Genomic DNA, 24,688 nt, shown 5'->3' with positions numbered 1-24,688 from the left:
ATGCCTCTGCGAAAATTCTGGATTTCAATCTCAGGCGCTTACTTTTTTGCCATGGAAACTAAGGCCTACTTTTTCAACAGAATCGGCCGATTGCTGACGGTGGTGAAGGGCTGATATCGACCCAAAGCGGTCAATGCTGATGGTTCGAGACCAGCAGAGGATTGGGGGCGGAAAAAATGCTTGGAGTTGGCATTCTTCGAGCGAAGAAACCTTCAAAAACCAGCTGTATTCTTTCACGAAGATCATAAACCTCCTTTCTTTTAAGGTTTTCGATCTTGAAGCCATCTCGACGATCCAGGTGGCAGCCGAACAATAGAAAGCAGTAGCTGAAAATGCGAAAAATCCTCCCAGAGAGTTCTTGGGAGGTGCATGTGTCTGTTGCTAGTTGATACAGCGCCCACTCCACCATCAAGTAGTCATCGTGAGCCCAAATTGATTCTTCATGTAATCGTCCAATGAAAGATTGGTCATCGTACTCTTCGCACCCAGCGAAATTTCTGGCGATTACAGAATGAGCATCCATTTAGGTAAGTCCTTTCTCACATTTCTTGGCAGCATTGAAGGGTAGCGATTGGGTCGATGCGGAGCAATAAGGTTCGAGTATCAAGGTTAACTTGACGCTGGCTTTTCGGCTTGTGAGGCGTGGTCACGAACGTCCGGTGTTGGCCGATTGTCGCCTGTCACAATCCTCTGAATCCAGCACCCCAGATCAAAAGCTGGAACTACCGCACATGATCAAGTAATAAAAAAAACCGCGTCAACGCGGGTTTTTTTTGGGTTGAAATTCGGTCACTGGCCTTTGGAGGTATCAAACCCACGCTGTTCTATCACCCGAAACACATCGCTCACATCCTGGACCATGATCCGGGCGATGTTGGTGACGGTGTTGATGTCGTTTTCGGCGTAGTCGGGGAGGCTGGTGCAGGCCATGAGGTTGAGGTACTTGAGGACGGCGCTGAGGCGTTCGCTAACGCAGTTGTGGAGTTCGCGGAGTGGGGCGTCGCTGTCGATGAGGAGGACGGGGTAGTCGGTGGCGAATTGGGACATTGGGGTGAAGCGGCGGGGCGGATTGTTCATTGTCATTGGATAAGATTCTTTATGAAGGGAATGAACTGCCACCTTTTTGCTGCGAAACAAAATGGGTGGCAACTGTGCGCGGGTTCGCAGACCAGGAAAGAATCAAACCCGGCAGACTCGAAAGTCTCCCACGCACAGCCGCCATAAACTGCGACGCAGGCGAAGCTCGCCTGGGTGTCTTATGACGGTGCCGGCTGATTCTATTCTGTAGGGCTGCGAAACCCAATCGCTAACTACGGTCAGCGACGGGTCGAATATAGGCGTCGATTTTGGTGGCTGCAAACGGGTGTGTAGGACGTAAATTCGGGTTTTGTGGCTGATGGCGGAGCCTGTATTCGGCTGACAAACAGTCGGGAATCAGAGGTTGTTTAGTGTCAGGTGGACCTTGTGTGGCGGGTTTGCGGCTGCTGCGCAGCCGAACGCAGGCTTCGCCAGCTGCTACAGGGGTTGGGTGTTGTTTAACTGATCGGCAGGGTTTGGGTCGGCTTCGCGGGCCAGCGGGAGCAAGCTCCCTCGCCACAGAGGGTGGTTTCCTACAAGATTTTCGGATCGGAAGATCAGAAGATTTTGACTTTCGGTGGTTTCCACGCTGATTGAATGCCTGGAAACAACAAAGCCCCGAATCTTCGGGGCTTTGTTGTTTGAGTTCGCGCAGTTCTCGAATCCTTACCGCACAGCATCCAACGTTATTGCCTGGCCTGCGGCGAATGCGGGTTGTGTTCGGTGTGTTTCGGCCCAGCCAATGCCCATGCCACCACCCCAATCAGCGGCACGAACACGATCACCACTATCCACAAGAGTTTGTTGCTCGATTTGCCTTCGGCTTTGCGCACTCTGTTGATTGCCCATAACTCGATGAGCAAAAGAATTGCTGTGAGTACGATCCAGATCGTTTCGGTTCGCATGAGTCACCCTCCTGATAGTCATTCAGTTAGGTGAGCAGGTGTGGGCGGGGTTCATTAAATTTCGGGGTTTTGTGGGATGGCGGGCAAAGCGAAAACGGGTTTGCTCGCGAGAGGTGTGACAGTCGATATGGATGTTGACTGTCAGGGACTCTTCGCGAGCAGGCTCGCTCCCACAGGGGATTGGGGGGTTAGTTAGATCGAGTTGGCGAGTTTTCCGGTTGAGAGGCGGCGTTTGTAGGCGGTGTCGCGGTTGGCCAGCCAGTAGTAGAGCGGCGAGGTGATGAGCAGGCCGACTAGCCAGGACAGGTCCGCGCCGTTGATGTGTTCGGAGATGGGGCCGACGTAGAGTGGCGTGTTCATGAAGGGGATTTGCACCACGATGCCAATCGCGTAGGCCAACAGCGCTTGCGGGTTGTACCGGCCATAGATCCCGCCATCGACTTTGAAGATCGAACCGATGTCGTACTGACCTTTGTGAATCGCATAGAAGTCGATCAGGTTGATCGCGGTCCACGGCACCAGTACCACGAGCAGTACCAGCACCATGTCGACGAAGTGGCCGATGAAGTTGGCGGAGGCGCCGACGGCGGCGAAGCAGCAGGCGGCGAGGACGATGATCGAGAGGACGGCGCGGCTTTTGGCGGTGGGGATCCAGCGGTAGGCGAAGGTTTGGATCAGGGTGATCAGCGACAGCACGGCGCCGTAGAGGTTGAGGGCGTTGTGGCTGATGACGCTGAGCAGGAACAGCACGAGCATCAATGGGCCGATGGAGCCGGTGGCGAGTTTGACGGCGTCCATGGTGTCCATGCCCACGGGTGTGGCGAGGACGGCGACGGCGCCGAAGATGAACGAGAGGCTGGAGCCGAGCACTGTGCCGAGATAAGTGGTCCAGAACGTTGCGGCCACGGGCACGTTGGCCGGCAGGTAGCGCGAGTAGTCGGAGACGTACGGCGCGAAGGCGATTTGCCAGAGCGCGGCGAGCGAGACGGTGGCGAGCCAGCCGGAGATGTTGAAGCTGCCGCGGGTGAGGAAGTCGGCGGTCTGCACGTGGGTGAAGATGTAGCCGAAGCCCAGCACGATGCCGGCGCCGAGGACCCAGGTGCCGATGCGGTTGAGTACATGGATGAAGCGGTAGCCGATGATGCCGATGATGCCCGAACCGAGGGCGCCGATGACGATGCCCACGGGCACCGGGACACTGTCGACCACGCCGTGCAGGGATTTGCCGGCGAGGACGATGTTGGAGGCGAAGAAGCCGATGTACATGATGCCGGCGATCAGCACCACCAGCAGTGCGCCGAGGGAGCCGAACTGGGCGCGGCTCTGGATCATTTGCGGGATACCCATTTGCGGGCCTTGCGCCGAGTGCAGGGCCATCAGCACGCCGCCGACCAGGTGGCCGACGAGGATGGCGACGATGCCCCACACCAGGTTCAGGTGGAACATTTGCACGCCGAGGGCGCCGGTGACGATGGGCAACGGCGCGATGTTGCCGCCGAACCAGAGGGTGAACAGGTCTTTGGTTTTTCCGTGGCGATCTTCGGGGGGCACGTAGCCGATGGTGTGTTTTTCGATGAGCGGGGCGGAGGTTGTTGCTGCGGTAACCATGACGGACTCCAAGGCAATTTGAGTACGTGGACGTACTTCGGTGAGCGCTGCGCGGGGGGCGACGCTTTTCTTGTTGGAGTTGATGATGTGCGGTGGGGAGTGAGAGATAAATTAGTAAGTTTGTGGGTATAGACGCTAAAAAATGTATGTCGTGTGGGGAGGGTGTGATGGCTGGTTTTACGGCGTCCGCGCGGGTGCAGAGGGGGTTGAATACCAGTCGTTGGATGGGCACAAAACCTGTGGGAGCGAGCCTGCTCGCGAAAGCGGTGGGTCAGCTGCATTGATATTGGCTGACATGGCCTCATCGCGAGCAGGCTCACTCCCACAGGGGACGCGTGTGGGGGCGAATTAGCTGATCGATTGCAGCATTCGATGGAGCATGGCGTCGCAGGCTGTGAGTTGTTCAAGGCTGACGAACTCGTCGGGTTTGTGGCCTTGGTCCATGCTGCCGGGGCCGCAAACTACAGTCGGAATGCCTGCGGCGTCGAATAGACCGCCCTCCGTTCCAAACGCCACGGAGCCGAACTCTCGGGAGCCGCAGAATGCAGCAATCAACTCAGCCGCTTCACTCTGCGCATCGGTCGCCAAACCGGGGTACGCCGACAACTCGCTGAAGCGAATTTCGCTCTGTTCACTCACCGCCCGCATGCGCGGTAACACTTGCTGCTCGGCGTAGGCCTTCAGCTCCTGCGCAACCTCGCTCGGATCATGCGAGGGCAGGGCGCGGATTTCGAAGTCGAAGCGGCAATCGGCGGGGACGATGTTCAAGGCCTTGCCGCCGGAAATCACGCCGGTTTGCACCGTGCTGAAGGGCGGATCGAAACGCGTGTCGTGATGCTCGGGCGCTTTGAGTCGGTTGCCGATCCGTCCCAGTTCACCGATCAGTTCGGCGGCGTACTCGATGGCATTGACCCCGAGCGGGGCGTAGGCCGAATGGCAGGCTTCGCCGTGAATATCGCAGCGCATCGCCAGTTTGCCTTTATGGCCCAGCACCGGTTTGAGTTCGGTCGGTTCACCAATGATGCAGAGCATCGGTTTGACCGGGCGCTTTTCCAGTTCCGACAGCAACGAACGCACACCGAGGCAACCAACTTCCTCATCGTAGGACAGCGCAATGTGTACCGGCAGGCGCAGCGTGGCCTTTACCAGTGACGGAACCAGGGCCAGTACGCAGGCGATGTAGCCTTTCATATCCGCCGTGCCGCGACCGTACAGCTTGCCGTCGCGCTCGGTGAGTTCGAACGGCGCAACGGTCCACGGCTGGCCGTCGACGGGCACCACGTCGGTGTGCCCCGACAGCACGATGCCCGGCCGGTCCGCCGGGCCAATGGTTGCGAACAGGTTGGCCTTGCTGCGCGGCTCGTTATAGACCAGCTCGCAAGGCACGTCGAAGCGTTCGAGGTGGTCGCGGACGAACTCGATAAGGTGCAGGTTTGATTCGCGGCTCGTGGTGTCGAAGGCCACCAACGTTTTCAGCAAATCGAGGCTGTTGCTCATCGGTCGTCTCCGGCGACACCGTAGCCAGGGGATTTGTCAGGGGCGAGGGCGCGGTCGATGTAGTCCTGAACCTGTGGGCGATAGGCGTCCCAGAGTTTCTCAAGCTGGCCGATTGGATCGTGATCCGCCCAATCCACCCGCAGGTTGATGATCGGCCAAGTCAATTCGCCGACCACCACCACCGCCGCCGAATGCACCGGCCCGGCTTCGCCGCCCGCGGCGATGGCCGCTTTCATGGCTGCGAGCAGGCGGTCGGTCAGTTGGCCCTCGCCATGTTCGAATGCCTCGACCATGGCCTCGATCACTGCACGGTCCGTCAGCATGTTGCCGGCAGCCACGCATTGATCGCCGGACACGGCGTTGTGGTTGCCCAGGGTTTGTGCGCCGCTGAAGTGCGCGGTTCGGCCGAGGTGGTCAATCGCCGTGATCTGCCGATATTGGCTGTAGCCGTTGCGGGTCAGGACTTTGTCCAGTGCTTCAGCAGGTGTGAGGCCTTGCTCCATGAGGGCGAGGGCTTCCGGGCCGAGTGACGGCAAGGTGATGTTTTGCGTAGAAACGGCGCCGACACCCGGCAGCAGCCAGGGGCAACGGGCGCCGACGGCGATGCTGGAGGAACTGATCGCAATGCCGAACTGACCGGTTTCGGGGCAACGGGCGGCGATGGAAAAGGTCATGGTTTGGTTCCTTGTTTAGCCTTGGCGAAATGGGTGTCTGGGCGGGCCCCTTCGCGAGCAGGCTCGCTCCCACATTTGATCGAAGTCGCTCACAGATTTTGTGTTCGCTGAAGATCCCCTGTGGGAGTGAGCCTGCTCGCGATGGCCGCGACGCGGTGTACCTGCTTACTCAGGAATCACCGCAATCACATCAATCTCCATCAACCACTGCGGCTGCCCCAGTGCCGACACCACCAGCCCGGTCGAGATCGGGAACACCCCTTTGAGCCACTTGCCCACTTCCTGATACACCGGCTCGCGGTAACGCGGGTCGATCAGGTAGGTGGTGGTTTTCACGATGTGGCTGAGGTCGCTGCCGGCTTCTTCCAGCAACTGTTTGACGTTGCGCATGGCTTGCTCGGTTTGCGCTCGCGGGTCGCCGAGGCCCACCAGGTTGCCTTCGAAATCGGTGCCGACCTGACCGCGAACGTAAACGGTGTTGCCGGCCCGGACGGCTTGGCAAAGGTCATTGTCCAGGCTCTGGTTCGGGTAGGTTTCTTTGGTGTTGAACATGCGAATACGGGTATGGGTTGGCGTGGACATTTGAAGCTCCTGAAGAAAAATGGCTCAAGCACTGACAGTGGTTTTATGGGCGGCCGGGACGGTTTCAGCCTCGCGTTGCGCGGCGTCGTGGTAGTCGAGGTAGGAACGCTGGATGGCGATGTGATCAGCCACGTACTTGGCGTCATGCCAAACGCCCCAGATGAACGAAGACCCACGGCGGGACTGCCACGGCAGGCCGAGGAAATACACGCCCGGCTCGCTCGACACGCCGCGCTGATGCGCCGGCTTGCCGTTGTCGTCGAAGGCATCAACCTTGAGCCAGCTGTAATCCGTGGCAAAACCGGTGGCCCAGATGATCGAGGTCACGCCGGCCTTGACCAGGTCGAGCTCAAGGATCGGGTGAGTCACGCATTCCGGATCGGAAAAGGTAATGCGCGCTTCAGGTTCTTCCGGCAGGTCCAGGCCATTGCGCTCGATGTAGGCATCGGCGGCATTGAGCAGCGCCAGATAGTTCTCATCGCCGCGCGCCAGGTTCTCGGCAAGGTTCGGTTGAAAAGTCGCTACGCCGCCGCTGAACGATTGGGTCAAACCCACCAGCGTCATGCCGCGATGGGCCAGCCCGCGGAAGTCCACGGTGCGGCCGCCGTGTGCACCGCTCACCGCGATGGTGACGTGTTCCCGGCCGGGTTTCATGGCGACCTGATCCCATTCGCCCAGCACACCCAGCCACCAGCAGAAATCACGGTTGCGATAGGCGCGAGGAGGGCGGTCGTGGGCGCCGACCGAGAGGTAAACCTTCTTGCCGGCCCGCTGCAGTTCATCCGCGATTTGCACGCCCGACGAACCGGCGCCGACGACCAGCACTGCACCCTCGGGCAACTGCGCCGGGTTGCGGTATTCGGCCGAGTGGATTTGGGTGAATGGCTGATCTTTCGGTGCAATCGGCGGGATAACCGGACGCTGGAAAGGCCCGGTGGCGGCCACCACGCGGTTGGCCTCGATTACGCCTTCAGAGGTTTCAATGGTGAAGCCCGGGCGACCGACATTGCGCTCAACCTTCAGCACGTCCACGCCGGTGCGGATCGGGGCGTTGAATTTCCTGGCGTAGGCTTCGAAGTAGTCGGCGACGCGTTCTTTCGGGGCAAAGTCGTCGGGGCTGAGGTCGTCGAAATCGAGACCGGGAAAACGGTCGTGCCAGGCTGGACCGTTGGCCACCAACGAATCCCAACGCCCGGTGCGCCAGCGTTCAGCGATACGGTTGCGCTCCAGCACCAGGTGCGGCACCCCGAGTTTGCTCAAGTGTTCACTCATGGCCACGCCAGCCTGACCGGCGCCAACAATCAGCGTATCTGTTTTTATTTTTTCAGTGGTCATCTCTATACCCTTCGAAGTTGGATTTAGGTCGGTAACGGCCTGCCATTTCTTGGGGTCAAGACTAGGGATCACCCTGGTATCGGTAAAATATTATTAAGCTGGCATTTGAGTATAAATAACTGATGCAGAGCGTTTGGTTCGGTGGCTCTCCCTTTAAACGCTAGGCGCTGGCATCCGCATGCAGGGCGGCATCGAGTTCGGACAGGGGCGCGGCGCTCACAGCGATCTCCTTGGGAAACAAGGTTCAATGGCAAAAGTTTAGTCGTTGTCGATGCATTCCGTTGTGAGCGGGCAAGTCTGGACTAGGCTCTTGGATGTGCTTGCGGATGCTGGCCATCCTGGCACGGCTGAAATCAGGGTCACGTTGACGCAACGGTGGCGAGGATGAGCGCATGCAAAGCACAGGAGAACTAAAGCGGGCCCGTATACTTGATCCGGTCGATCGAGTCACGGAGGTCATCTTCGGCCTGCTCATGGCCATGACCTTCACGGGAACCATCAGCGTGGCGACGGCTGGCGAGGAGGCGGAGCGCACGATGATGATCGCGGCGTTGGGCTGTAACCTCGCCTGGGGACTCGCGGACGCCGTGATGTATTTATTGCGAACCCTGATCGAGCGCACGCGTAACCGCACACTACGCGCGAGTCTTTGCGACGCGGCCGATGCGGCCACCGGGCAAGGGATCATTGCCCAGGCTTTACCGCCGCGACTCGCGGCAGCGGCCGGCCCTGAGGAGCTGGAATCTTTGCGTCGCCGCCTGATCAAGTATTCAGCGATGCCGCTGCAGCCGCTGCTCGGCTGGGATGATTTCAAGGGGGCCATCGGCGTTTTCCTGTTGGTGGTGCTCTCGACATTCCCGCTGGTGGTGCCGTTTCTGCTGCTTGAACAGACGGCGCTCGCCGTACGCCTGTCTAACCTGGTCGGACTCGGGGTGCTGTTCATCGCCGGTTGGGTGCTGGCGAAGTACGCCGGTGCAAAACCGTGGCAAGGCGGTCTTGCGATGGCAGTCACCGGGGCCGTTCTCATCACCGCGATCATCGCGCTCGGCGGCTGAGCAGAAAGCGACCTACGCTGTTTATCTATCGGCGATTGGCATCTATGAGGTCTTGGTCATGGCAAAGGACAAGAAAAAAGCCCCAAAGCGTAATTCTGCTGAAAGCCCGAAGCTGAATAACAAGGAATATCTTGAGCAACTGCGCGGCCTGCACGTCGAACTGGTCAAGTTGCAGGAGTGGGTAAAAGCCAAGGGCATCAAGGTCTGCATCGTCTTCGAGGGGCGCGATGGCGCTGGCAAGGGCGGGACGATCAAGGCGCTCACCGAACGCGTCAGCCCGCGTGTCTTTCGGGTGATAGCGCTACCGGCGCCGACTGATCGAGAAAAAAGCCAGATGTATGTGCAGCGTTACCTGCCGCACCTGCCCGCCGCCGGCGAAGTGGTGATCTTCGATCGCAGTTGGTACAACCGGGCGGGTGTCGAGCGCGTGATGGGGTTCTGCACCAAAGAGCAGGTTACCGGCTTCCTGAAGGCCATCCCCCTTGTAGAGCGCGCAATCGTCGATTCGGGCGTTATCCTGCTCAAATATTGGCTGGAAGTCAGCGAAGAGGAGCAGACCCGCCGGCTTCAGGCACGTATCAAGGATGGACGCAAAATCTGGAAACTGACCCCGATGGACCTTAAGTCTTACAGCCGTTGGTATGACTATTCACGTGCGCGTGACGACATGTTCAAGGCGAGCGACACCGAACATGCCCCCTGGCTGGTCGCCAACTCGAACGACAAGCGACGGGCCCGCCTTAACATCATCTCCGATGTGCTCAGCCGCATCCCGTACAAAGAAGTCGCGCGTGAGAAGGTGGTATTGCCCAAGCGGCAGAAGTCAGGCGGCTATCGCGAACCGGATTATCCGCTTAGGCATATTCCCGAAAAATTCTGACGGGCACGTGTAAGCGACACTGCGCTGTACACCTAAAGGCCACCGCCCTATGAGCCATTCGGATGCTTTGCCTCCCGTCCCGGAACCGGGCCGGATTGCACGCCGCAATACCGGCGACGAAACCGGTTTGGGCCGCTGGCTTCCTGGGCTTCGCACGCTGCGCGGGTACCAGATTGCCTGGTTGCGTCACGACATCATGGCCGGGCTGGTGCTCACCACGATGTTGGTGCCCGTCGGCATCGCTTACGCCGTGGCATCGGGCGTACCCGGCATCTATGGCCTCTACGCGACCATCGTTCCGCTACTCGCTTACGCATTGTTCGGGCCCAGCCGGATTCTGGTGCTGGGCCCGGATTCCTCACTGGCCGCCGTTATCCTGGCTGTCGTCCTGCCCCTGTCGGGCGGCGACCCACATCGCGCCGTCGCCTTGGCTGGCATGATGGCGATCGTTTCAGGAGTCGTGTGCATCCTGGCGGGCATCATGCGTTTGGGCTTCATTACGGAGTTGTTGTCCAAACCGATCCGCTACGGGTACATGAACGGCATTGCGCTGACCGTATTGATCAGCCAATTACCCAAGGTTTTCGGTTTTTCGATTCAGTCCGACGGCCCGCTGAGAAACATATGGGCCATCGCCACCGCGGTGATGCAAGGAAAGACCAACTGGATCGCGTTCATGATCGGCGCCGCCACTTTGGTCGTGATCCTGCTGCTCAAGAACTACAAGCGCGTGCCGAGCATCTTGATCGCGGTGGTCGGCGCGACTGTCGCCGTCGGTATGCTGGACCTTGGCTCGCGCGCCGGGGTGTCGGTCCTGGGCTCTCTTCCGCAAGGTTTACCGGCGTTCGCCATCCCTTGGCTCTTCCGCGCCGATATTGTCCCCGTGCTCATCGGCGGTTGCGCCGTCGCCCTGGTGTCGTTCGCCGACACCAGCGTGCTCTCGCGTGTCTATGCCGCGCGGACCCGTACCTATGTCGATCCGAACCAGGAGATGGCAGGGCTGGGTTTTGCCAATCTGGCGGCTGGGTTTTTCCAGGGTTTTCCCATCAGCAGCAGTTCTTCACGTACCCCCGTGGCTGAAGCCGCAGGCGCCAAAACCCAGTTGACCGGCGTTGTCGGCGCGTTGGCTGTTGCCCTGCTGCTGGTGGTGGCGCCGAACCTGTTGCAGAATTTGCCCAACAGCGCATTGGCAGCGGTGGTCATCGCGTCGGCCATCGGCCTGTTTGAAGTGGCCGACCTGCGACGCATTTATCGCATCCAGCGCTGGGAGTTCTGGTTGTCGATCGTCTGCACCGTCGGTGTGGCCGTGTTCGGTGCGATCGAGGGCATCGGGCTGGCTATCGTGATCGCCGTCATCGAATTTCTGTGGGATGGCTGGCGGCCGTATTCCGCGGTACTGGGGCGAGTCGATGGCATCAAGGGTTACCACGACATCCAGCGCTATCCCGACGCGCACCTTATACCCGGCCTGGTGCTGTTTCGCTGGGATGCGCCGTTGTTTTTCGCCAACGCCGAACTGTTCAATGAGCGAGTGCTCGGCGCAGTGGCGACATCGCCTACGCCCGTGCGCTGGTTGGTCGTTGCGGCCGAACCGGTCACCAGTGTGGACGTGACCTCTGCCGACGTGTTGGCTGAACTGGACGACACCTTGCACGCGGCGGGCATCAAGTTGTGCGTGGCCGAGATGAAGGACCCGGTCAAGGACAAGCTGAAGCGATTCGGGCTTTTCGCACGGTTTGGCGAAACGGCGTTCTTTCCAACCATCGACGATGCCGTCGACAGCTACCTCGTGATCCATCCGGTGGATAGGGCGCGCTGAGTGATATTGAAGTCACTCAGCGACGGTCTTTCTCAGCGTTGTCCAGATTGACTGGATCGCCCGGTTGGACGCCGAGTTGCTTGGGGCGTTCTACCTTCAAGGTGTACGAAGAGAGAATCCATACCAGAATGCACGGACCCATTCCGATTCTGGAGAACCAAGATGATCAGCAAAAACACGATTTGTCTGTGGTACGACGGCACCGCGTTGGACGCTGCGACGTTCTACGCCGAGACGTTTCCCGATAGCGCTGTGGGCGCTGTCCTTCGCGCGCCTGGCGACTATCCGGCAGGCAAGCAGGGCGATGTCCTGACGGTCGAGTTCACGGTGATGGGCATCCCTTGCCTCGGACTGAACGGGGGCTCGTCAATCAAGCACAACCAGGCTTTTTCGTTCCAGGTTGCAACCGACGACCAAGCCGAAACGGATCGCTTGTGGAACGCGATTGTCGGAAATGGCGGCCAGGAAAATGTATGCGGCTGGTGCCAGGACAAGTGGGGATTGTCATGGCAGATCACACCACGCGTTCTGACCGCCGCGATAACCAATCCTGATCAAGCAGCGGCCAAGCGCGCGTTCGACGCCATGATGGAAATGGGAAAGATCGACATCGCTGGGATTGAAGCGGCAGTTAAGGGTTAGCTGACGCTGCTTGGGGGCTACTGCGCTTTCCAGTGACCACCGCCCGACTCGCAATCAATTTTCGCCTGACCCAAATGCTCAGCGCCGTAGTAATACGTAGTGACCTGAGCATTGTTCGGAATATTCAGCGATGTGCTGTTCTTGTCCTTGCTGGTGGAGTGAGGATTGGCCAGCGATTCTTGCGTCAACGTCGCGATGCAAGTGGCCTGAGAATGATCGGCGCACTGTTCGACTTTTTTCTTGGTGCTGGTCAGCATTTCCTTGCTCTCGTTGCTGCATGACCAATCGATGGCGTTCACCGGCATGCCTTCGTACTCATAGCAGCTATGCGTTTCGACCACCGGCACGGAAGGGCTTTGGGAGCGGGTCAGCACGTCACAGCCTTCAGCCATGACCAGGGTGGGGCTCAGGCTGGCAAGCAGAAACAGCAGTCTACTGTTCATCGGGATTTCCTCTCCAATGGCGCCTTGTTTGATCAAAGATCGGCGCTGATAGGGTTTCGAAAACGCGATGAGGCGCGGGGTTCCATTGGTTTTTCAGATCCGCTGTGGGAGGGGGCGCAAAAAGCGCAGGCCCGATGGTATGCTCGCCGCGCCACGCGCTGGCAATCCAGGGAACACTCTTTAAGGAAGGGGATGGCGGATGATCGATTTCAACAACAAAGGCTTTTTCAAACTCAAGCAAAACAACGAGTACGCGGAGCGAGTCACCGCGCTGCTGCTGGACGGCGAGCAGGTCATTGATGCCTATAAATCCATGCGCGACGGTGTGGTGTTTACCAACAAACGAATTATTGCGGTCAACGTCCAAGGCATCACCGGCAGCAAAAAAGACTTCACTTCGTTGCCTTACAAAAACATCGTCGCGTACTCCGTGGAAACCTCGGGCACCTTCGACCTGGATTCTGAGCTGGAGATCTACTTCTCGGCGCTGGGCAAAGTGAAGTTTGAATTCACTGGGAGGACGTCGATGGTCGAGATTTCCAAACTCATCTCACAGCATCTGTTGGGCTGAGGGTGTTGCTCTAACCCAACGACCGTTAAGGCATTCAAGCCTGGGAGCTGCGAGATGACTCAAACACTGGAACGCGCCATTTCCATCGCCGCCACCGCGCACGAGGGCCAGGTCGACAAGGGCGGTAGCCCTTACATCCTGCATCCGTTGAAAGTCATGTTGCGGGTCACGACGCTGGAAGAACGCATCGTCGCGGTGCTGCATGACGTGGTCGAGGACTGCGGCATCAGCCTTGATGCCCTGCGCAAGGAAGGCTTCAGCGAAGCCGTTCTGACCGCCATCGAGTCGGTCACTAAAGTGCCGGGTGAGTCCTATGAAGCCTTCGTTGAACGCGCGGCGCAGAACCCGATAGGCCGAGTGGTGAAACTGGCGGATCTGGAAGAGAACAGCGACTTGTCGCGGATCGCCCAGCCGTCGTGGGAAGACCTGGAGCGCGTTGAAAAATATCGGCGGGCGATTGGCGTGTTGCGTTCCTGACGAGCCGAACAAATAGATCAATTGCGCCCCGCAGCGTAGACCGTTTGATCGTCTCTGGATGGCCCTCTCCCTGGCGGGAGAGGGCGGGTGCCAGCCTTAGGTGTGATGAATTTCCCGATCCTTGGTTTCCGGCAGGAAGAACGTGCCAAGAATGGCCGTCATCACGGCGATGACAATGGGGTACCACAGCCCGTAATAGATATCACCGGTGGCCGCGACCATGGCGAACGCCACCGTGGGCAGAAAGCCGCCGAACCATCCGTTGCCGATGTGGTAGGGCAGCGACATCGAGGTATAGCGGATGCGTGCCGGGAACAGTTCCACCAGCCAGGCGGCGATCGGGCCGTAGACCATGGTCACGTAGATCACCAGGATGGTCAGGAGCAGCAGCACCATCGGGTAGTTGGTCTTGGCCGGGTCGGCTTTCTCGGGGTAGCCGGCGTCCTTGAGCGCGGTGCCGAGGGTGGCGGCGAAGGCGTCGTTCTTGGCCTTGAAGTCGGCGCCTGGCATGCCGGTGCCCTCGAAGCTCTGGATCACCTTGTCGCCGATGCGGACCTGCGCGACGGTGCCCGGTTCGGCCTTCACGTTCTTGTAGGGAATGGCCTTCTTCGCCAGCACGGTCTTGGCGAGGTCGCAGGAGCTGGTGAATTTGGCCTTGCCCACCGGGTCGAACTGGAACGAGCAGTGGCCGGGATCTGCGACCACCGTGACCGGGTTTTTCTCCTGCGCGATGAAGACGTCGGGGTTACCGTATTGGGTCAACGCATGGAAGATCGGGAAGTAGGTCACTGCCGCCAGGATGCAGCCGGCCATGATGATCCCCTTGCGGCCGATGCGGTCGGACAGGCTGCCAAATATGACGAAGAACGGCGTACCGATCAGCAGGGAGCCGGCAATCAGCAAGTTGGCGGTCTGCGGGTCGATCTTCAGCGTCTGCAGCAGGAAGAACAGCGCATAGAACTGCCCGGTGTACCAGACGACGGCCTGGCCGGCAGTGCCGCCGAGCAGGGCCATGATCACGATTTTGAGGTTGTCCCAGCGGGCGAAGGATTCGGTCAGCGGCGCCTTGGAGGACTTGCCTTCGGCTTTCATCTTCAAGAACACCGGCGACTCGCTGAGTTGCAAGCGGATGTACACCGAGACGATCAGCAGCAGGATCGACAGCAGGAAGGGAATCCGCCAGCCCCAGGCCTCGAAAGCTTCGGTGCCGAGAATGGTTCGGCAGGCGAGGATCACCAGCAGCGAGAGGAACAGCCCAAGGGTTGCAGTGGTTTGAATCCACGAAGTGAAGTAGCCGCGCTTGCCTTTCGGCGCATGTTCCGCCACGTAGGTCGCAGCGCCGCCGTACTCACCGCCCAGGGCCAGGCCTTGCAGCAGGCGCAGGCTGATCAGGATGATCGGCGCCGCCACGCCGATGGTCGCGTAGCCGGGCAAAAAGCCCACGACGGCCGTGGAGATACCCATGATCACGATGGTGATGAGAAAGGTGTGTTTGCGCCCGATCATGTCGCCCAGGCGGCCGAACACAATGGCGCCGAAGGGGCGTACCGCGAAGCCCGCGGCGAACGCGAGCAGCGCGAAGATGAAGGACGTTGTCTCATTGACGCCGGCGAAGAAGTGCTTGGCAATGATCGCAGCGAGAGACCCATAAAGGTAGAAGTCGTACCACTCGAACACGGTGCCCAGGGACGAGGCAAAAATGACCTTGCGCTCCTCTTTGGTGATCCCGTGGTGGGGCGCGCTGCCCGTGGTTGTACTGTCGATTGTGGCCATGAGTCTTCTCCGTCGTTCTTGTTGTAGGCCGGAGTACCTCACTACCTTTTTTGCCGCACCCAGGCCCTGGGGCTGAAGTCATCGGATGACGAATTGCGCGAAGCATGCACACAGGCTGATGGCCTCGCATCGCTGCAAGGTTTCTTGAAGCATAATCGGCTTCGCGCAGATATCCACTCGCCATCACGCTATGACTCCCTCAGCGACCGTCGCCTGCGACTGACCGGTGAACAAATCGAGCATCCGGACGGTCGTCGTGAACGGCTGATTCCCTCAGTCGCAAAAGCATGGAGGAACCATTCGTTTGATCAATAATCACCATCAAGGAATGCACGTTCTGTTTTTTCGGCAACGGAGGAGGATAGCGACCTACCACAATCGCCTCTGAAGGAACTGCGCGATGAGAATGTCTAGCTTACTGGCGCTTGTCGCCGTATTGACCGGCAGCGTTGCCGCCACCGTGCCGGCATATGCGTCCGACCCGTCCTGCCACTTTCTACCGATGACCGATAGCGCCACTGGCCTGCGTCATGCCCAATCGGTGGGCGTGCTTTACAGCGAAAACACCCTCAACACGATCGACTACCTTGAGCAGTACCATTCTGTAGCGTTGAACGGCGCGAAGAACCCTGCACTGGATTCGCGCATCAGCAACGCCTTCGTCAACAGCTCCGATCCGAAGCTCGCGATCAACTGGCTCATGGGGTCGCTGCAAAAAGAATTTGCGTCGGTGACCGTCTACGACAACCTCGATGCGCTGGTGCAAGCCCATCCTGACGTAGTGGTGATGCTGGACACCTATAGCCGTCTGGTGTCGAAGCACAACAACCAGGTTGACGCGCGCTTCCTTGCCAAGTTCTACGACTCAAACCTGCAGTACATCGGCAAGGCCGAAGGCTCACGTGAACAGCAGATGCCTTCGGTCTGGGTCCATGGCAAAGCGGCCCCGGAGATTGCCGCGCAAATCGACCAACAAACCGAGCTGCAATTGAACGCGTTGAAGCAATTTGATGCGTCGCTGAAGGCGCTGGTGACGGCTGGAAGTGCGGGGCAGGTCGCCGTCAACTGACCTCATTTACCCGGCAGATCGCCGACCCGTCAGGTTACCGGATGTCATTGAGGGCGTCCCGGTAGGTTCTGCGCTGCGCGCCATAATCTTCAGCGCCGGCTTTCCTATCCGACCTTTCAGGCGTGACGAGAGCGCCGTTCGATACAAGGGAACGCAGCATGAGTTGACTCTGGATGGAGGAGGGAGGGAATGGCCCTTGGTTCCCGCTGATCAGGCGTGCCCCAACGCAATGGCAAACGAGACCACGATCATGCAAGCAAAAGCAAAATTCAGATTCATGAAGTTTTCATCCAAAACATTTTTGATGGCGCCATCTTGAACAGGTCACAAACAAATAAAAAATTCGGCTTTATGATTTGAATCATCGAAACAATTGATAGCTGGCGGTTTGTGTTTATTCCGCGCTTTGGCTAATCTCGCACAAACACGCAATTGCGCGCAAAAACAGGCAAAAACATGCACGACTCCCATTCAGCCGCCGAGCTCCCTCAACTGCGCCGGCAAAAAATCCTGCTCATTCTTGAACGTGACGGCAAGGTCATGGCGGGCGAGCTGAGCCAGCATTTCGCGGTGTCCGAAGACACCATTCGCCGTGATCTTGCGGAGTTGGCCACTGCCGGGCTGGTGCAGCGGGTGCATGGCGGGGCACTGCCGCGGCCCAAGGACACCGGCAAGGATTATTTCACCCGCGTCAGCGAAACCGATGAGGTGAAAACCCACCTGGCGCAACTCGCCGCGCGCCAGGTACACAACGGCCAGATTGTCATTTTCGATTCCGGGAGTACGACGCTGCAGATCGCCCGATCGCTACCTTCGGACATTGCCATCACAGCCGTCACCGCGTCCCCGATGATCGCGATCACCCTGGCCGAATACAAAGGCATCACGGTGATTCTGGCGGGCGGGCAACTCAATCCCGCGACCCTGTCGTCCAGCGGACACGAAACCCTGCGGTTGATCGAGGGCATCAAGGCTGATCTGCTGTTCACCGGTGTCTGCGCGATTCACCCGGAAGTCGGCATCAGCTCCCTGCACTTCGATGAGGTGCCGGTCAAACAGGCGATGCTCGCCAGCGCCTCCCATGTCGTTGCCGTCACCACCGCCGACAAACTGGGAGCGGTGGAGCCGTTTGTTGTCGCGCCGTGCCAGCGCATACATACCCTGATCACCGAGCGCCATGTGGCGTCGGGCAATGTCGAGGATTATCAAAAGCTCGGGATTGAAGTGGTGCAAGCGCAGGCGTGAACAATCGCTGCCGGATCACGCCACTTCTTCCCGCCCGGCAGTTCATATCCTTTGCCCGGGCTTGATGCTCAACCCTTCTCTAGCGCAGAAAATGCACGGCCAGGCCAGCGAGCCCACAGCCCGTCAGGACCTCGATAACCCCTCGTTTGAACCGGAACAACGCAATGGCCGCGGCAATCGCGATCAGTGCCGAAGGCCAGTCGAAGTGCCCGCTGAAACCGTTGGGCCACAGAACGTGGTAGCCAAAGAAGCACGCCAGATTGAGGATCACCCCGACCACCGCCGCCGTAATCGCGGTCAGCGGTGCGGTGAATTTGAGTTCGTTGTGAGTGGACTCCACCAGTGGGCCGCCCGCGAGGATGAACAGGAAGGAAGGCAGAAAGGTGAACCAGGTCACCAGCGTGGCGGCGAGGGCGCCGGCCAGGAATACCTGATCCGGGCCGAATACCTGTTGAACGTAGGCGCCGATAAATCCGACGAAGGCCACCACCATGATCAGCGGCCCCGGCGTGGTTTCGCCGAGCGCCAGGCCGTCGATCATCTGTGTCGGCGTCAACCATCCATAATGGCCGACCGCCCCCTGATAGACATACGGCAGCACGGCGTACGCCCCGCCAAACGTCAGTAGCGCCGCTTTGGTAAAGAACCAGGCCATCTGGGTTAATGTGCCTTCCCAGCCGAAAAATGCGCTGAGAATCCCCATCGGCAACGCCCATAAAACGGCACCGACAAGGGCCAGGCGAAGCAGTTTCAAGCCGCTGAAACGGGCATGTTCGGGGGTGGGAGTGTCGTCATCGATCAGCGCGGGGCCGAACGATTTTTTGGCAGCGCTGTGGCCACCGGTCCTGAATTCCTCGGGGGCCAGGCGTCCTCCGACATAACCGATGACGGCCGCGCTCAGCACAATCAATGGAAAGGGCAGGTTGAAGACGAATATTGCAGTGAAGGAAGCGGCGGCGATCCCCCACAGCCAGTTGTTTTTCAGCGCGCGCGAGCCGATTCGATGAGCGGCCTGCACCACAATCGCGGTCACTGCCGGCTTGATGCCATAAAACAGCCCAGCCACCACCGGCACTTCTCCGAAGGCGATATACACCCAGGACAGCGTAATCAGGATGAACAGCGACGGCAGCACAAACAGCGCTCCGGCGATCACGCCGCCCCACGTCCGATGCATTAACCAGCCAATGTAGGTCGCCAATTGCTGAGCCTCAGGCCCGGGCAGCAACATGCAATAGTTGAGGGCATGTAAAAACCGCCGCTCCGAAATCCAGCGTCGGCGTTCGACCAACTCCTGGTGCATGATCGAGATCTGTCCGGCCGGCCCGCCGAAACTGATGAAGCCGAGTTTGAGCCAGAAACGGAAGGCCTCTCGCAGGGTAATGGCTTCGGGTTTTGGCAATTCCTGTTCCGTAACCGAGGAGGGCGTGTGGCTCAAGCGGGTACTCCTAGTTCAAATTCGTCTAGAGCCAGAGACAGTAGCCATGAAGGACTGGTTTGGATAGTCGGGCGCAGAGCCTTTTTTTGAAGCGGCCGAACCGTCATGGTTCAGCCTCCGGTCACCGGCGGGAATACCTCAGAGCGCGATTGGACCCTTCAGCGAGTTGTTCTAAAACCGAAAACCCTGTGGGAGCGAGCTTGCTCGCGATAGCGGTCTGTCAGTCGACATCAATGTTGGATGTGCCGGCCTCTTCGCGAGCAAGCTCGCTCCCACAGGTTCTGCGTCTACTTTGGATTGGGGGCGGAGGGCATTTCTGGGAAGTCAGGACGCCGATCAGATTGGGTTTGGGTCTGACGATCATTGTGTTCAGCCGCCTGTCATGTTCATGAAGCGAACCACCTGAACATCGTCGTTCACTTCGAAATTGTGCCGATAGGGTTTGAGTTTCATGGCCTCGATGATGGCCTTTTCCAGGCGCTCGGGATGGCCGGGGTGGCTGCGTAATACGGCCTTGAGGTCGACGGAGTGTTCATTACCCAGACACAGCAGCAGACGACCTTCCACCGTCAACCGGACCCGATTGCAGGTGCCACAGAAGTTATGGCTGTGAGGGGAAATGAACCCCAGACGAATCTGCGGTGCCTCGGCCAGACGCCAGTAGCGCGACGGGCCTTGGGTCGACTCGGCGGACTCGATCAACGTGTAGCGCTCGGCGATCCGTTCACGTACCTGGTGGCTTGCGTAAAACGACTCCGCGCGGCTGTGCTCATGGATGGTGCCCAGGGGCATTTCTTCGATGAAAGAAATGTCGAGATCTCGGTCGATGGCAAAACTCACGAGGTCGTTGATCTCATGGTCGTTACGGCCCTTCATCACCACGCAGTTGAGTTTGGTGTGGCGGAATCCCGCGGCGTGGGCCGCGTCGATGCCGTTGATGACCTGCGCCAGATCGCCGGTGCGCGTCAGTTCACGAAAGCGTTGCGGGTCCAGGCTGTCGAGGCTGATGTTGAGCCGTTTGACCCCGGCCTCGAACAAGGGCGCTGCAAGCTTGCCCAACTGCGAACCATTGGTGGTCATGCACAGTTCACGCAGGCCGGGCAGGGCGGCGATCTTTTCGCACAACTGCACCACCCCCGGACGGATCAGCGGTTCGCCTCCCGTGAGGCGGATCTTGCGGGTGCCCAACGTCACGAAGCTTTCGGCCAGTTGGTAGATTTCTTCCAGGGTCAGTACCCGTTGGCGTGGCAGAAACTGCATGTCTTCAGCCATGCAATACACGCAACGGAAATCGCAACGGTCGGTGACAGACATCCGCAGATAGTCCACACGCCTGGAGAATCCATCGATCAAGACTCGCTCTGACATGACATCCTCGCTTGGATCCGTGACATGAGTATTCCGCTATTAACGGAGTTGTTGAGCGCAGGCTAAGAGCAACTAGAGTGGGCGTCCAATCACTATTAATGACCGGCTGATCGACGGAGTCGATGAAGGATTTATTTAGGCGGTTAATGTTGTTTTATGTATGTACAACCAACTGATTATTAACGAAAAAATACAATGATAGATGTCCTCGATAATGCAGTCGTAAATAGCGATTAGACAATATTTAATCCCCGTTCATATTCTTTCTCCGTCAATCGAACAAAGACCTTAATCAGGTCAACGCCTGTGTGCATTGTCACGGAGAATTACCATGTCTCAAGTCGACCGTTACAAACCCTACAAAGGCACAGCCGCCGGTTGGGGCGCGCTGATCAGCGTTACCAAGAGCTGGTTAGGCAGTGAAAATGCCCTGAAAAACATTCGCGCCATGCTCAAGACCAACCAGAACGGTGGCTTTGACTGCCCTGGCTGCGCGTGGGGCGAGTCGCCGGAATAAGCACCCACTGACGCCCCCTACAAAAAGAAACTCGGAGCCCCATGACAGGGCTCCGGGTTTTTTCTATCGTTCGTCCCGAACTTACTGCGCCCCGAACATCGCCGTCCAGTAAATCCCCGAATCACTCTTCGGATCGACCGCATACGCCGCGCCCAGCTCCCGGTACTGCGGGTTCATCAGGTTCGCGCAGTGACCGGCGCTGGACACCCAGCCATCGACCACCTTGCGCACGGAGTCTTGGCCGGCAGCGATGGTCTCGCCGATCTGCCCGCCGCCATAACCTGCCAATTCAGCCCGGTCACCCGGCATGCGGCCATCGCGGTCCTTGTGATCGAAGTAATTGTTGTTGGCCATCGACCGCGAGTGCTCCTCGGCCGCCGCCGCCAGCGTGGCGTTCCAGGCCAGTGGCGTGGTGGCCGCAAAGGATTGCGTGCCGCACTGGCGCGGCTGACTGCGTGCGATGTTGAGTTCGGCCAACAGCTTCTGGCCTTCCGCCTGCCAGTCGCCCAGGCGAGCGCTTAACAGTGGACGCGCCAGCACGATACGCCACTCACGGTCCTGGCGGCTGACGCCGATATCGACGAATTGCGGGTCCAGCACGATCTGGCAAAAACTCTCCTGAATCGCTTTCATCGCCGATGGCGCATCACGCGGCCCGGACAGGCTGATCGCCTGTACATTCTTCATCGGATAACCCGCGCTGGCCATTGCCTGCTGCAGATTGCCGACGCTGTTGGCGTTCAACGCCAGCCGTGGGTCGCCGGCCAGCGGTGGCAGTTCCTGCGATACCTGACCTGCGCAGCGCTGCACCTGGCTGCGGTAGAGGTTGATCGAATCAATCAGTTGTTTCTCGTCGGCTGCCAACGCATTCACGGCGAACAACATCCCCAGTGACAACGTGGCAAGACGCATAGCAGATGATTTGAAGCGCATGGAAATCCCCTTGAGCTGACTGCGCCCATGATGCGCGATTTCACCCCCGCGAGCGCAATGACTTTTCACGCCCCAAGACAGTTTTTTTGTCCGTCTGTTGGAATGAATTTTGGCAACTACAATCAAGCAAAGTCGCCAGTGCGGCGTGCTTCCGGTTCAGTCCGAAGGGTCGATCATGCGCGTTATCTGGATAGCCACCTGCTTGGCAATAACCCTTCTCGCCGGCCACGCCATCGCGTCTGAGCAGGAGCAAAAAAAGGATGTGGCTGAGGACAAGGCCGTGGTCCTTGAGCAGAAAGCCGCGGAGAAGGGCACTGATGTACCGGTGCCCAAGTCCGAAACCATCACCACCTCCGAGGTTCAGGCGGTCGATCCGGCCGGTCAGTCGCCCATGGACGATGCAATCACCTGTCTGGCCCGCTCCATCTATTGGGAATCCAAAGGCAAATCGTCCGCCGACATGGAAGCCGTCGCCAGCGTCGTCATGAACCGCTTGGGCCATGAGGGCTTTCCGGACACGGTATGCGCCGTGGTCAAGCAGGGTTCTGAAAGCAAAAATTGTCAGTTTTCGTGGTGGTGTGATGGACGCTCGGATCAGGTCCAGGAAGAAACCCAATACGCGATTGCCAAGGAAATCGCGCGTAAAGCGCTCAACAAGCAACTGAACGACCGAACCCACGGCGCGATGTATTTCCACGACAGGAAGGTGAAACCCGCTTGGGCCAGGAAATACATCAAGACCACCGAGACCTCGATGTTTCTTTTTTATAAGCCGCGTGGTGGCTCGGCGAAGTAGGGATGTTCGCATGAGCGAGGTCTACGGCTATTGGTCACTGTTCGTTCCAGACCAGGACGGCCTGGCTGCAACCGGACTCAAAGCAGCCGCTTGCAGATCATCCCGGGGCGTTCACGCTCATACCTGATCCATAACCTCGGTCACCCCCTGGTCCTCACCCAGGAACCCGCCACTCTGATGGTGCCACAGCCGCGCATAGAGGCCGTTCCTGGCGAGCAATTCGGTGTGGGTGCCCTGTTCGATGATGCGTCCATCATCCATGACAATAAGTCGATCCATCGCCGCAATCGTGGACAGCCGATGGGCGATGGCGATGACGGTTTTGCCCTTCATCATTTCATCGAGGCTTTCCTGAATGGCCACTTCGACTTCCGAATCCAGCGCGCTGGTAGCCTCGTCAAGTAGCAGGATCGGGGCGTTCTTGAGCATCACTCGGGCAATCGCGACGCGCTGGCGCTGGCCGCCCGAAAGCTTGATGCCGCGCTCGCCCACCAAGGTGTCGTAGCCGGAGTGACCTTGCCGGTCGCTCAGTTGGCTGATGAACTCATCGGCCTGGGCATTGGCCGCGGCACTGCGGATTTGAGCATCGCTTGCATCGGGTCGGCCGTAGGCGATGTTGTCGCGAATGGAACGGTGCAGCAGGGAAGTATCCTGGGTGACCATGCCGATGGCGCTGCGCAGACTGTCTTGTGTCACGTGCGCAATGTCTTGCCCGTCAATGCGAATCTGCCCGCTGTCGACATCATAGAAGCGCAGCAGCAAGTTGATGAGCGTGGATTTGCCCGCGCCGGAGCGGCCTACCAGGCCGATTTTTTCGCCCGGGCGAATGTTCAGGCTCAAGCCATCGAGCACCTGGCGTTCGCCATTGTAGTTGAAGCTCACATTGTCGAAGGTTACCGCCCCGCCGGAGGTCACCAGCACGCCCGCGTCCGGCGCATCCTGCACCTTGGGGCCGCGGGTCAGGGTTGTCATGCCGTCCTGCACGGTGCCGATACTCTCGAACAGCGAGGTCATCTGCCACATGATCCAGTGCGACATGCCGTTGATACGCAACGCCATGGCGGTAATTGCCGCCACGGCACCTGTGCCGACTTCGCCCAGGTGCCACAGCCAAAGTGCATAACCGCCTGCTGCCATGATCAACGCCACCACCAATGCCTGGTTAACGATCTCGAATTGGCTGACCAGGCGCATCTGGCGAAAGCCGGTCTGCTTGAAATCCTCCATGGCCGCGCGCGCGAAGTGCGCTTCACGATTGGAATGGGAGAACAGCTTCACTGTCGTGATGTTGGTGTAGGCGTCTGAAATACGTCCGGTCATCGAGGAGCGCGCATGGGCCTGTTCCTGTCCGACTTTCCCCAAGCGGGGCACGAAGTAGAGCATGGCCAGCCCGAACAACACGATCCAGGCAACGAAAGGCAGCATCAGTTTCAGTGCGAAGCCGCCGGCCAGTGCGATGATCGCGATGAAATACACCCCGATTCCGGGTGCGATCTCGATAAGGGTGAACAGCACGTCGCGCACGGCCAGCGCAGTCTGCATCACCTTGGTGGTGACCCGGCCGGAGAACTCATCGGAAAAGAACGAAAGGCTTTGCCGCAGCATCAGGCGGTGGAAGTCCCAACGCAGCCGCAACGGCAGATTGATCGCCAATATCTGGTGCTGCACCATGGTCCGCAACGCCACCAGCCCGATGCTGGTCAGCATGACGATGCCCATGCCCCATAACACGCGACTTTCCTGCGCAGCCGCATCACCGCCGGCTTTCCAGGTAGAAAGCAGATCCACGACCTGACCGAGGAAAGAAAACAGCCAGGCTTCGTAGATCGACACACAGGCACTGAGCAGCGCAAACGCGAGAATATAGCCGCGGGCGCCCCGTGTGCACGCCCAAAGGAACCGAGCCAGGCCTTCGGGTGGCGGTGGCTCCTCGTCGGGCGGGAAGGGGTCGAGTCTTTGTTCAAATGCGCGAAGCATGGTGGTC

23 protein-coding genes and 1 pseudogene are annotated in these 24,688 nt (G+C 59.0%); 10 read left to right on the top strand and 14 right to left on the bottom strand.

The window, feature by feature from the left end:
* Nucleotides 1-130: 130 nt before the first annotated feature.
* From JFU47_RS29295 to JFU47_RS29260, 8 genes are all read right to left on the bottom strand, one after another.
* On the bottom strand, nt 131-523 hold the full coding sequence (locus JFU47_RS29295) for an Imm41 family immunity protein (RefSeq protein WP_201187654.1): 393 nt from the start codon (nt 521-523) through the stop codon (nt 131-133).
* A gap of 266 nt (nt 524-789) precedes the next feature.
* Nucleotides 790-1,083 (bottom strand): fructose-bisphosphate aldolase, encoded by a 294-nt coding sequence (locus JFU47_RS29290; RefSeq protein WP_201187652.1) that lies wholly within the window; start codon nt 1,081-1,083, stop codon nt 790-792.
* Between the two features lie 680 nt (nt 1,084-1,763).
* Nucleotides 1,764-1,982 (bottom strand): PLD nuclease N-terminal domain-containing protein, encoded by a 219-nt coding sequence (locus tag JFU47_RS29285; RefSeq protein ID WP_201187651.1) that lies wholly within the window; start codon nt 1,980-1,982, stop codon nt 1,764-1,766.
* Between the two features lie 192 nt (nt 1,983-2,174).
* Nucleotides 2,175-3,590 (bottom strand): purine-cytosine permease family protein, encoded by a 1,416-nt coding sequence (locus tag JFU47_RS29280; RefSeq protein WP_201187649.1) that lies wholly within the window; start codon nt 3,588-3,590, stop codon nt 2,175-2,177.
* A gap of 348 nt (nt 3,591-3,938) precedes the next feature.
* Nucleotides 3,939-5,087 carry an acetylornithine deacetylase gene (argE, locus tag JFU47_RS29275; RefSeq protein WP_201187648.1) on the bottom strand — a complete coding sequence of 383 codons (1,149 nt, stop codon included), beginning with the start codon at nt 5,085-5,087 and terminating at the stop codon, nt 3,939-3,941.
* Nucleotides 5,084-5,761, bottom strand: coding sequence for a DUF1028 domain-containing protein (locus JFU47_RS29270; protein WP_201187646.1), 678 nt, complete (start codon nt 5,759-5,761; stop codon nt 5,084-5,086). The genes argE and JFU47_RS29270 overlap by 4 nt, the downstream gene beginning before the upstream one ends.
* Before the next feature lie 165 nt (nt 5,762-5,926).
* Nucleotides 5,927-6,343, bottom strand: a complete 417-nt coding sequence (locus tag JFU47_RS29265) for a RidA family protein (RefSeq protein ID WP_008027166.1) — start codon at nt 6,341-6,343, stop codon at nt 5,927-5,929.
* A gap of 24 nt (nt 6,344-6,367) precedes the next feature.
* Nucleotides 6,368-7,678 carry a flavin-containing monooxygenase gene (locus JFU47_RS29260; protein WP_140679405.1) on the bottom strand — a complete coding sequence of 437 codons (1,311 nt, stop codon included), beginning with the start codon at nt 7,676-7,678 and terminating at the stop codon, nt 6,368-6,370.
* A gap of 392 nt (nt 7,679-8,070) precedes the next feature.
* Here JFU47_RS29260 and JFU47_RS29255 point away from each other — a divergent pair, with 392 nt between their 5' ends.
* The 4 genes from JFU47_RS29255 to JFU47_RS29240 all read left to right on the top strand — a co-directional run bounded on the left by JFU47_RS29255 (nt 8,071) and on the right by JFU47_RS29240 (nt 12,074).
* Nucleotides 8,071-8,733, top strand: coding sequence for a hypothetical protein (locus JFU47_RS29255; RefSeq protein ID WP_201187645.1), 663 nt, complete (start codon nt 8,071-8,073; stop codon nt 8,731-8,733).
* 58 nt (nt 8,734-8,791) lie between these two features.
* A complete protein-coding gene (gene ppk2 / locus JFU47_RS29250) occupies nt 8,792-9,613 on the top strand; it encodes a polyphosphate kinase 2 (protein WP_201187643.1) in 822 nt (273 codons plus the stop codon).
* Nucleotides 9,614-9,662: 49 nt separating this feature from the next.
* Nucleotides 9,663-11,432, top strand: a complete 1,770-nt coding sequence (locus tag JFU47_RS29245) for a SulP family inorganic anion transporter (RefSeq protein WP_201187642.1) — start codon at nt 9,663-9,665, stop codon at nt 11,430-11,432.
* Between the two features lie 162 nt (nt 11,433-11,594).
* Complete coding sequence (locus JFU47_RS29240) at nt 11,595-12,074, top strand: VOC family protein (RefSeq protein WP_140679391.1); 480 nt, start codon at nt 11,595-11,597, stop codon at nt 12,072-12,074.
* 17 nt (nt 12,075-12,091) lie between these two features.
* Here JFU47_RS29240 and JFU47_RS29235 read toward each other — a convergent pair whose 3' ends face one another.
* A complete protein-coding gene (locus JFU47_RS29235; protein WP_201187640.1) occupies nt 12,092-12,517 on the bottom strand; it encodes a hypothetical protein in 426 nt (141 codons plus the stop codon).
* A gap of 199 nt (nt 12,518-12,716) precedes the next feature.
* Here JFU47_RS29235 and JFU47_RS29230 point away from each other — a divergent pair, with 199 nt between their 5' ends.
* Both JFU47_RS29230 and JFU47_RS29225 read left to right on the top strand, forming a co-directional pair.
* Nucleotides 12,717-13,088, top strand: a complete 372-nt coding sequence (locus tag JFU47_RS29230) for a PH domain-containing protein (RefSeq protein WP_123367934.1) — start codon at nt 12,717-12,719, stop codon at nt 13,086-13,088.
* A 54-nt stretch (nt 13,089-13,142) separates the two neighbouring features.
* Nucleotides 13,143-13,565, top strand: coding sequence for an HD domain-containing protein (locus JFU47_RS29225; RefSeq protein ID WP_201187639.1), 423 nt, complete (start codon nt 13,143-13,145; stop codon nt 13,563-13,565).
* Between the two features lie 96 nt (nt 13,566-13,661).
* On the opposite strand, the gene JFU47_RS29220 is transcribed toward JFU47_RS29225, so the two are convergent.
* A complete protein-coding gene (locus tag JFU47_RS29220; RefSeq protein ID WP_201187637.1) occupies nt 13,662-15,338 on the bottom strand; it encodes an MFS transporter in 1,677 nt (558 codons plus the stop codon).
* A 400-nt stretch (nt 15,339-15,738) separates the two neighbouring features.
* Here JFU47_RS29220 and JFU47_RS29215 point away from each other — a divergent pair, with 400 nt between their 5' ends.
* Nucleotides 15,739-16,407 carry an ATPase gene (locus JFU47_RS29215; RefSeq protein WP_201187635.1) on the top strand — a complete coding sequence of 223 codons (669 nt, stop codon included), beginning with the start codon at nt 15,739-15,741 and terminating at the stop codon, nt 16,405-16,407.
* A 456-nt stretch (nt 16,408-16,863) separates the two neighbouring features.
* The gene (locus tag JFU47_RS29210; RefSeq protein ID WP_201187634.1) at nt 16,864-17,652 is read left to right on the top strand and encodes a DeoR/GlpR family DNA-binding transcription regulator; all 789 of its coding nucleotides are present in this window, start codon (nt 16,864-16,866) and stop codon (nt 17,650-17,652) included.
* Between the two features lie 79 nt (nt 17,653-17,731).
* Here JFU47_RS29210 and chrA read toward each other — a convergent pair whose 3' ends face one another.
* The gene (chrA, locus tag JFU47_RS29205) at nt 17,732-19,090 is read right to left on the bottom strand and encodes a chromate efflux transporter (RefSeq protein WP_201187632.1); all 1,359 of its coding nucleotides are present in this window, start codon (nt 19,088-19,090) and stop codon (nt 17,732-17,734) included.
* 369 nt (nt 19,091-19,459) lie between these two features.
* A complete protein-coding gene (moaA, locus tag JFU47_RS29200; RefSeq protein WP_201187629.1) occupies nt 19,460-20,458 on the bottom strand; it encodes a GTP 3',8-cyclase MoaA in 999 nt (332 codons plus the stop codon).
* Between the two features lie 331 nt (nt 20,459-20,789).
* On the opposite strand from moaA, the pseudogene JFU47_RS29195 reads away from it, so the two are divergent.
* Nucleotides 20,790-20,972: pseudogene (locus tag JFU47_RS29195) on the top strand (hypothetical protein); the annotation flags it as partial.
* Nucleotides 20,973-21,056: 84 nt separating this feature from the next.
* Here JFU47_RS29195 and JFU47_RS29190 read toward each other — a convergent pair.
* Nucleotides 21,057-21,908: a CAP domain-containing protein gene (locus JFU47_RS29190; protein ID WP_201187627.1), complete on the bottom strand. Its 852-nt coding sequence runs from the start codon at nt 21,906-21,908 to the stop codon at nt 21,057-21,059.
* Between the two features lie 175 nt (nt 21,909-22,083).
* Between JFU47_RS29190 and JFU47_RS29185 the strand changes: the two genes are divergently transcribed.
* Nucleotides 22,084-22,704, top strand: a complete 621-nt coding sequence (locus JFU47_RS29185) for a cell wall hydrolase (RefSeq protein WP_201187625.1) — start codon at nt 22,084-22,086, stop codon at nt 22,702-22,704.
* Nucleotides 22,705-22,821: 117 nt separating this feature from the next.
* Here the strand turns inward: JFU47_RS29185 and JFU47_RS29180 are convergent, their stop codons facing one another.
* A complete protein-coding gene (locus JFU47_RS29180; protein WP_201187623.1) occupies nt 22,822-24,681 on the bottom strand; it encodes an ABC transporter ATP-binding protein in 1,860 nt (619 codons plus the stop codon).
* Nucleotides 24,682-24,688 lie beyond the last annotated feature (7 nt).

The sequence above is a fragment of the Pseudomonas sp. TH39(2020) genome, from assembly GCF_016650715.1.
GTDB classification, from domain to species: Bacteria; Pseudomonadota; Gammaproteobacteria; order Pseudomonadales; family Pseudomonadaceae; genus Aquipseudomonas; species Aquipseudomonas mandelii_C.
The sequence above is the reverse complement of the archived record's forward strand: the minus strand, read 5'-3'. Positions and strand labels throughout refer to the sequence as shown.

Coding starts and splice junctions, on each gene's coding strand:
- JFU47_RS29295 (WP_201187654.1), bottom strand. CDS start 523: ATGGATGCTCATTCTGTAATCGCCAGAAATTTCGCTGGGTGCGAAGAG.
- JFU47_RS29290 (WP_201187652.1), bottom strand. CDS start 1,083: ATGACAATGAACAATCCGCCCCGCCGCTTCACCCCAATGTCCCAATTC.
- JFU47_RS29285 (WP_201187651.1), bottom strand. CDS start 1,982: ATGCGAACCGAAACGATCTGGATCGTACTCACAGCAATTCTTTTGCTC.
- JFU47_RS29280 (WP_201187649.1), bottom strand. CDS start 3,590: ATGGTTACCGCAGCAACAACCTCCGCCCCGCTCATCGAAAAACACACC.
- argE (WP_201187648.1), bottom strand. CDS start 5,087: ATGAGCAACAGCCTCGATTTGCTGAAAACGTTGGTGGCCTTCGACACC.
- JFU47_RS29270 (WP_201187646.1), bottom strand. CDS start 5,761: ATGACCTTTTCCATCGCCGCCCGTTGCCCCGAAACCGGTCAGTTCGGC.
- JFU47_RS29265 (WP_008027166.1), bottom strand. CDS start 6,343: ATGTCCACGCCAACCCATACCCGTATTCGCATGTTCAACACCAAAGAA.
- JFU47_RS29260 (WP_140679405.1), bottom strand. CDS start 7,678: ATGACCACTGAAAAAATAAAAACAGATACGCTGATTGTTGGCGCCGGT.
- JFU47_RS29255 (WP_201187645.1), top strand. CDS start 8,071: ATGCAAAGCACAGGAGAACTAAAGCGGGCCCGTATACTTGATCCGGTC.
- ppk2 (WP_201187643.1), top strand. CDS start 8,792: ATGGCAAAGGACAAGAAAAAAGCCCCAAAGCGTAATTCTGCTGAAAGC.
- JFU47_RS29245 (WP_201187642.1), top strand. CDS start 9,663: ATGAGCCATTCGGATGCTTTGCCTCCCGTCCCGGAACCGGGCCGGATT.
- JFU47_RS29240 (WP_140679391.1), top strand. CDS start 11,595: ATGATCAGCAAAAACACGATTTGTCTGTGGTACGACGGCACCGCGTTG.
- JFU47_RS29235 (WP_201187640.1), bottom strand. CDS start 12,517: ATGAACAGTAGACTGCTGTTTCTGCTTGCCAGCCTGAGCCCCACCCTG.
- JFU47_RS29230 (WP_123367934.1), top strand. CDS start 12,717: ATGATCGATTTCAACAACAAAGGCTTTTTCAAACTCAAGCAAAACAAC.
- JFU47_RS29225 (WP_201187639.1), top strand. CDS start 13,143: ATGACTCAAACACTGGAACGCGCCATTTCCATCGCCGCCACCGCGCAC.
- JFU47_RS29220 (WP_201187637.1), bottom strand. CDS start 15,338: ATGGCCACAATCGACAGTACAACCACGGGCAGCGCGCCCCACCACGGG.
- JFU47_RS29215 (WP_201187635.1), top strand. CDS start 15,739: ATGAGAATGTCTAGCTTACTGGCGCTTGTCGCCGTATTGACCGGCAGC.
- JFU47_RS29210 (WP_201187634.1), top strand. CDS start 16,864: ATGCACGACTCCCATTCAGCCGCCGAGCTCCCTCAACTGCGCCGGCAA.
- moaA (WP_201187629.1), bottom strand. CDS start 20,458: ATGTCAGAGCGAGTCTTGATCGATGGATTCTCCAGGCGTGTGGACTAT.
- JFU47_RS29190 (WP_201187627.1), bottom strand. CDS start 21,908: ATGCGCTTCAAATCATCTGCTATGCGTCTTGCCACGTTGTCACTGGGG.
- JFU47_RS29185 (WP_201187625.1), top strand. CDS start 22,084: ATGCGCGTTATCTGGATAGCCACCTGCTTGGCAATAACCCTTCTCGCC.
- JFU47_RS29180 (WP_201187623.1), bottom strand. CDS start 24,681: ATGCTTCGCGCATTTGAACAAAGACTCGACCCCTTCCCGCCCGACGAG.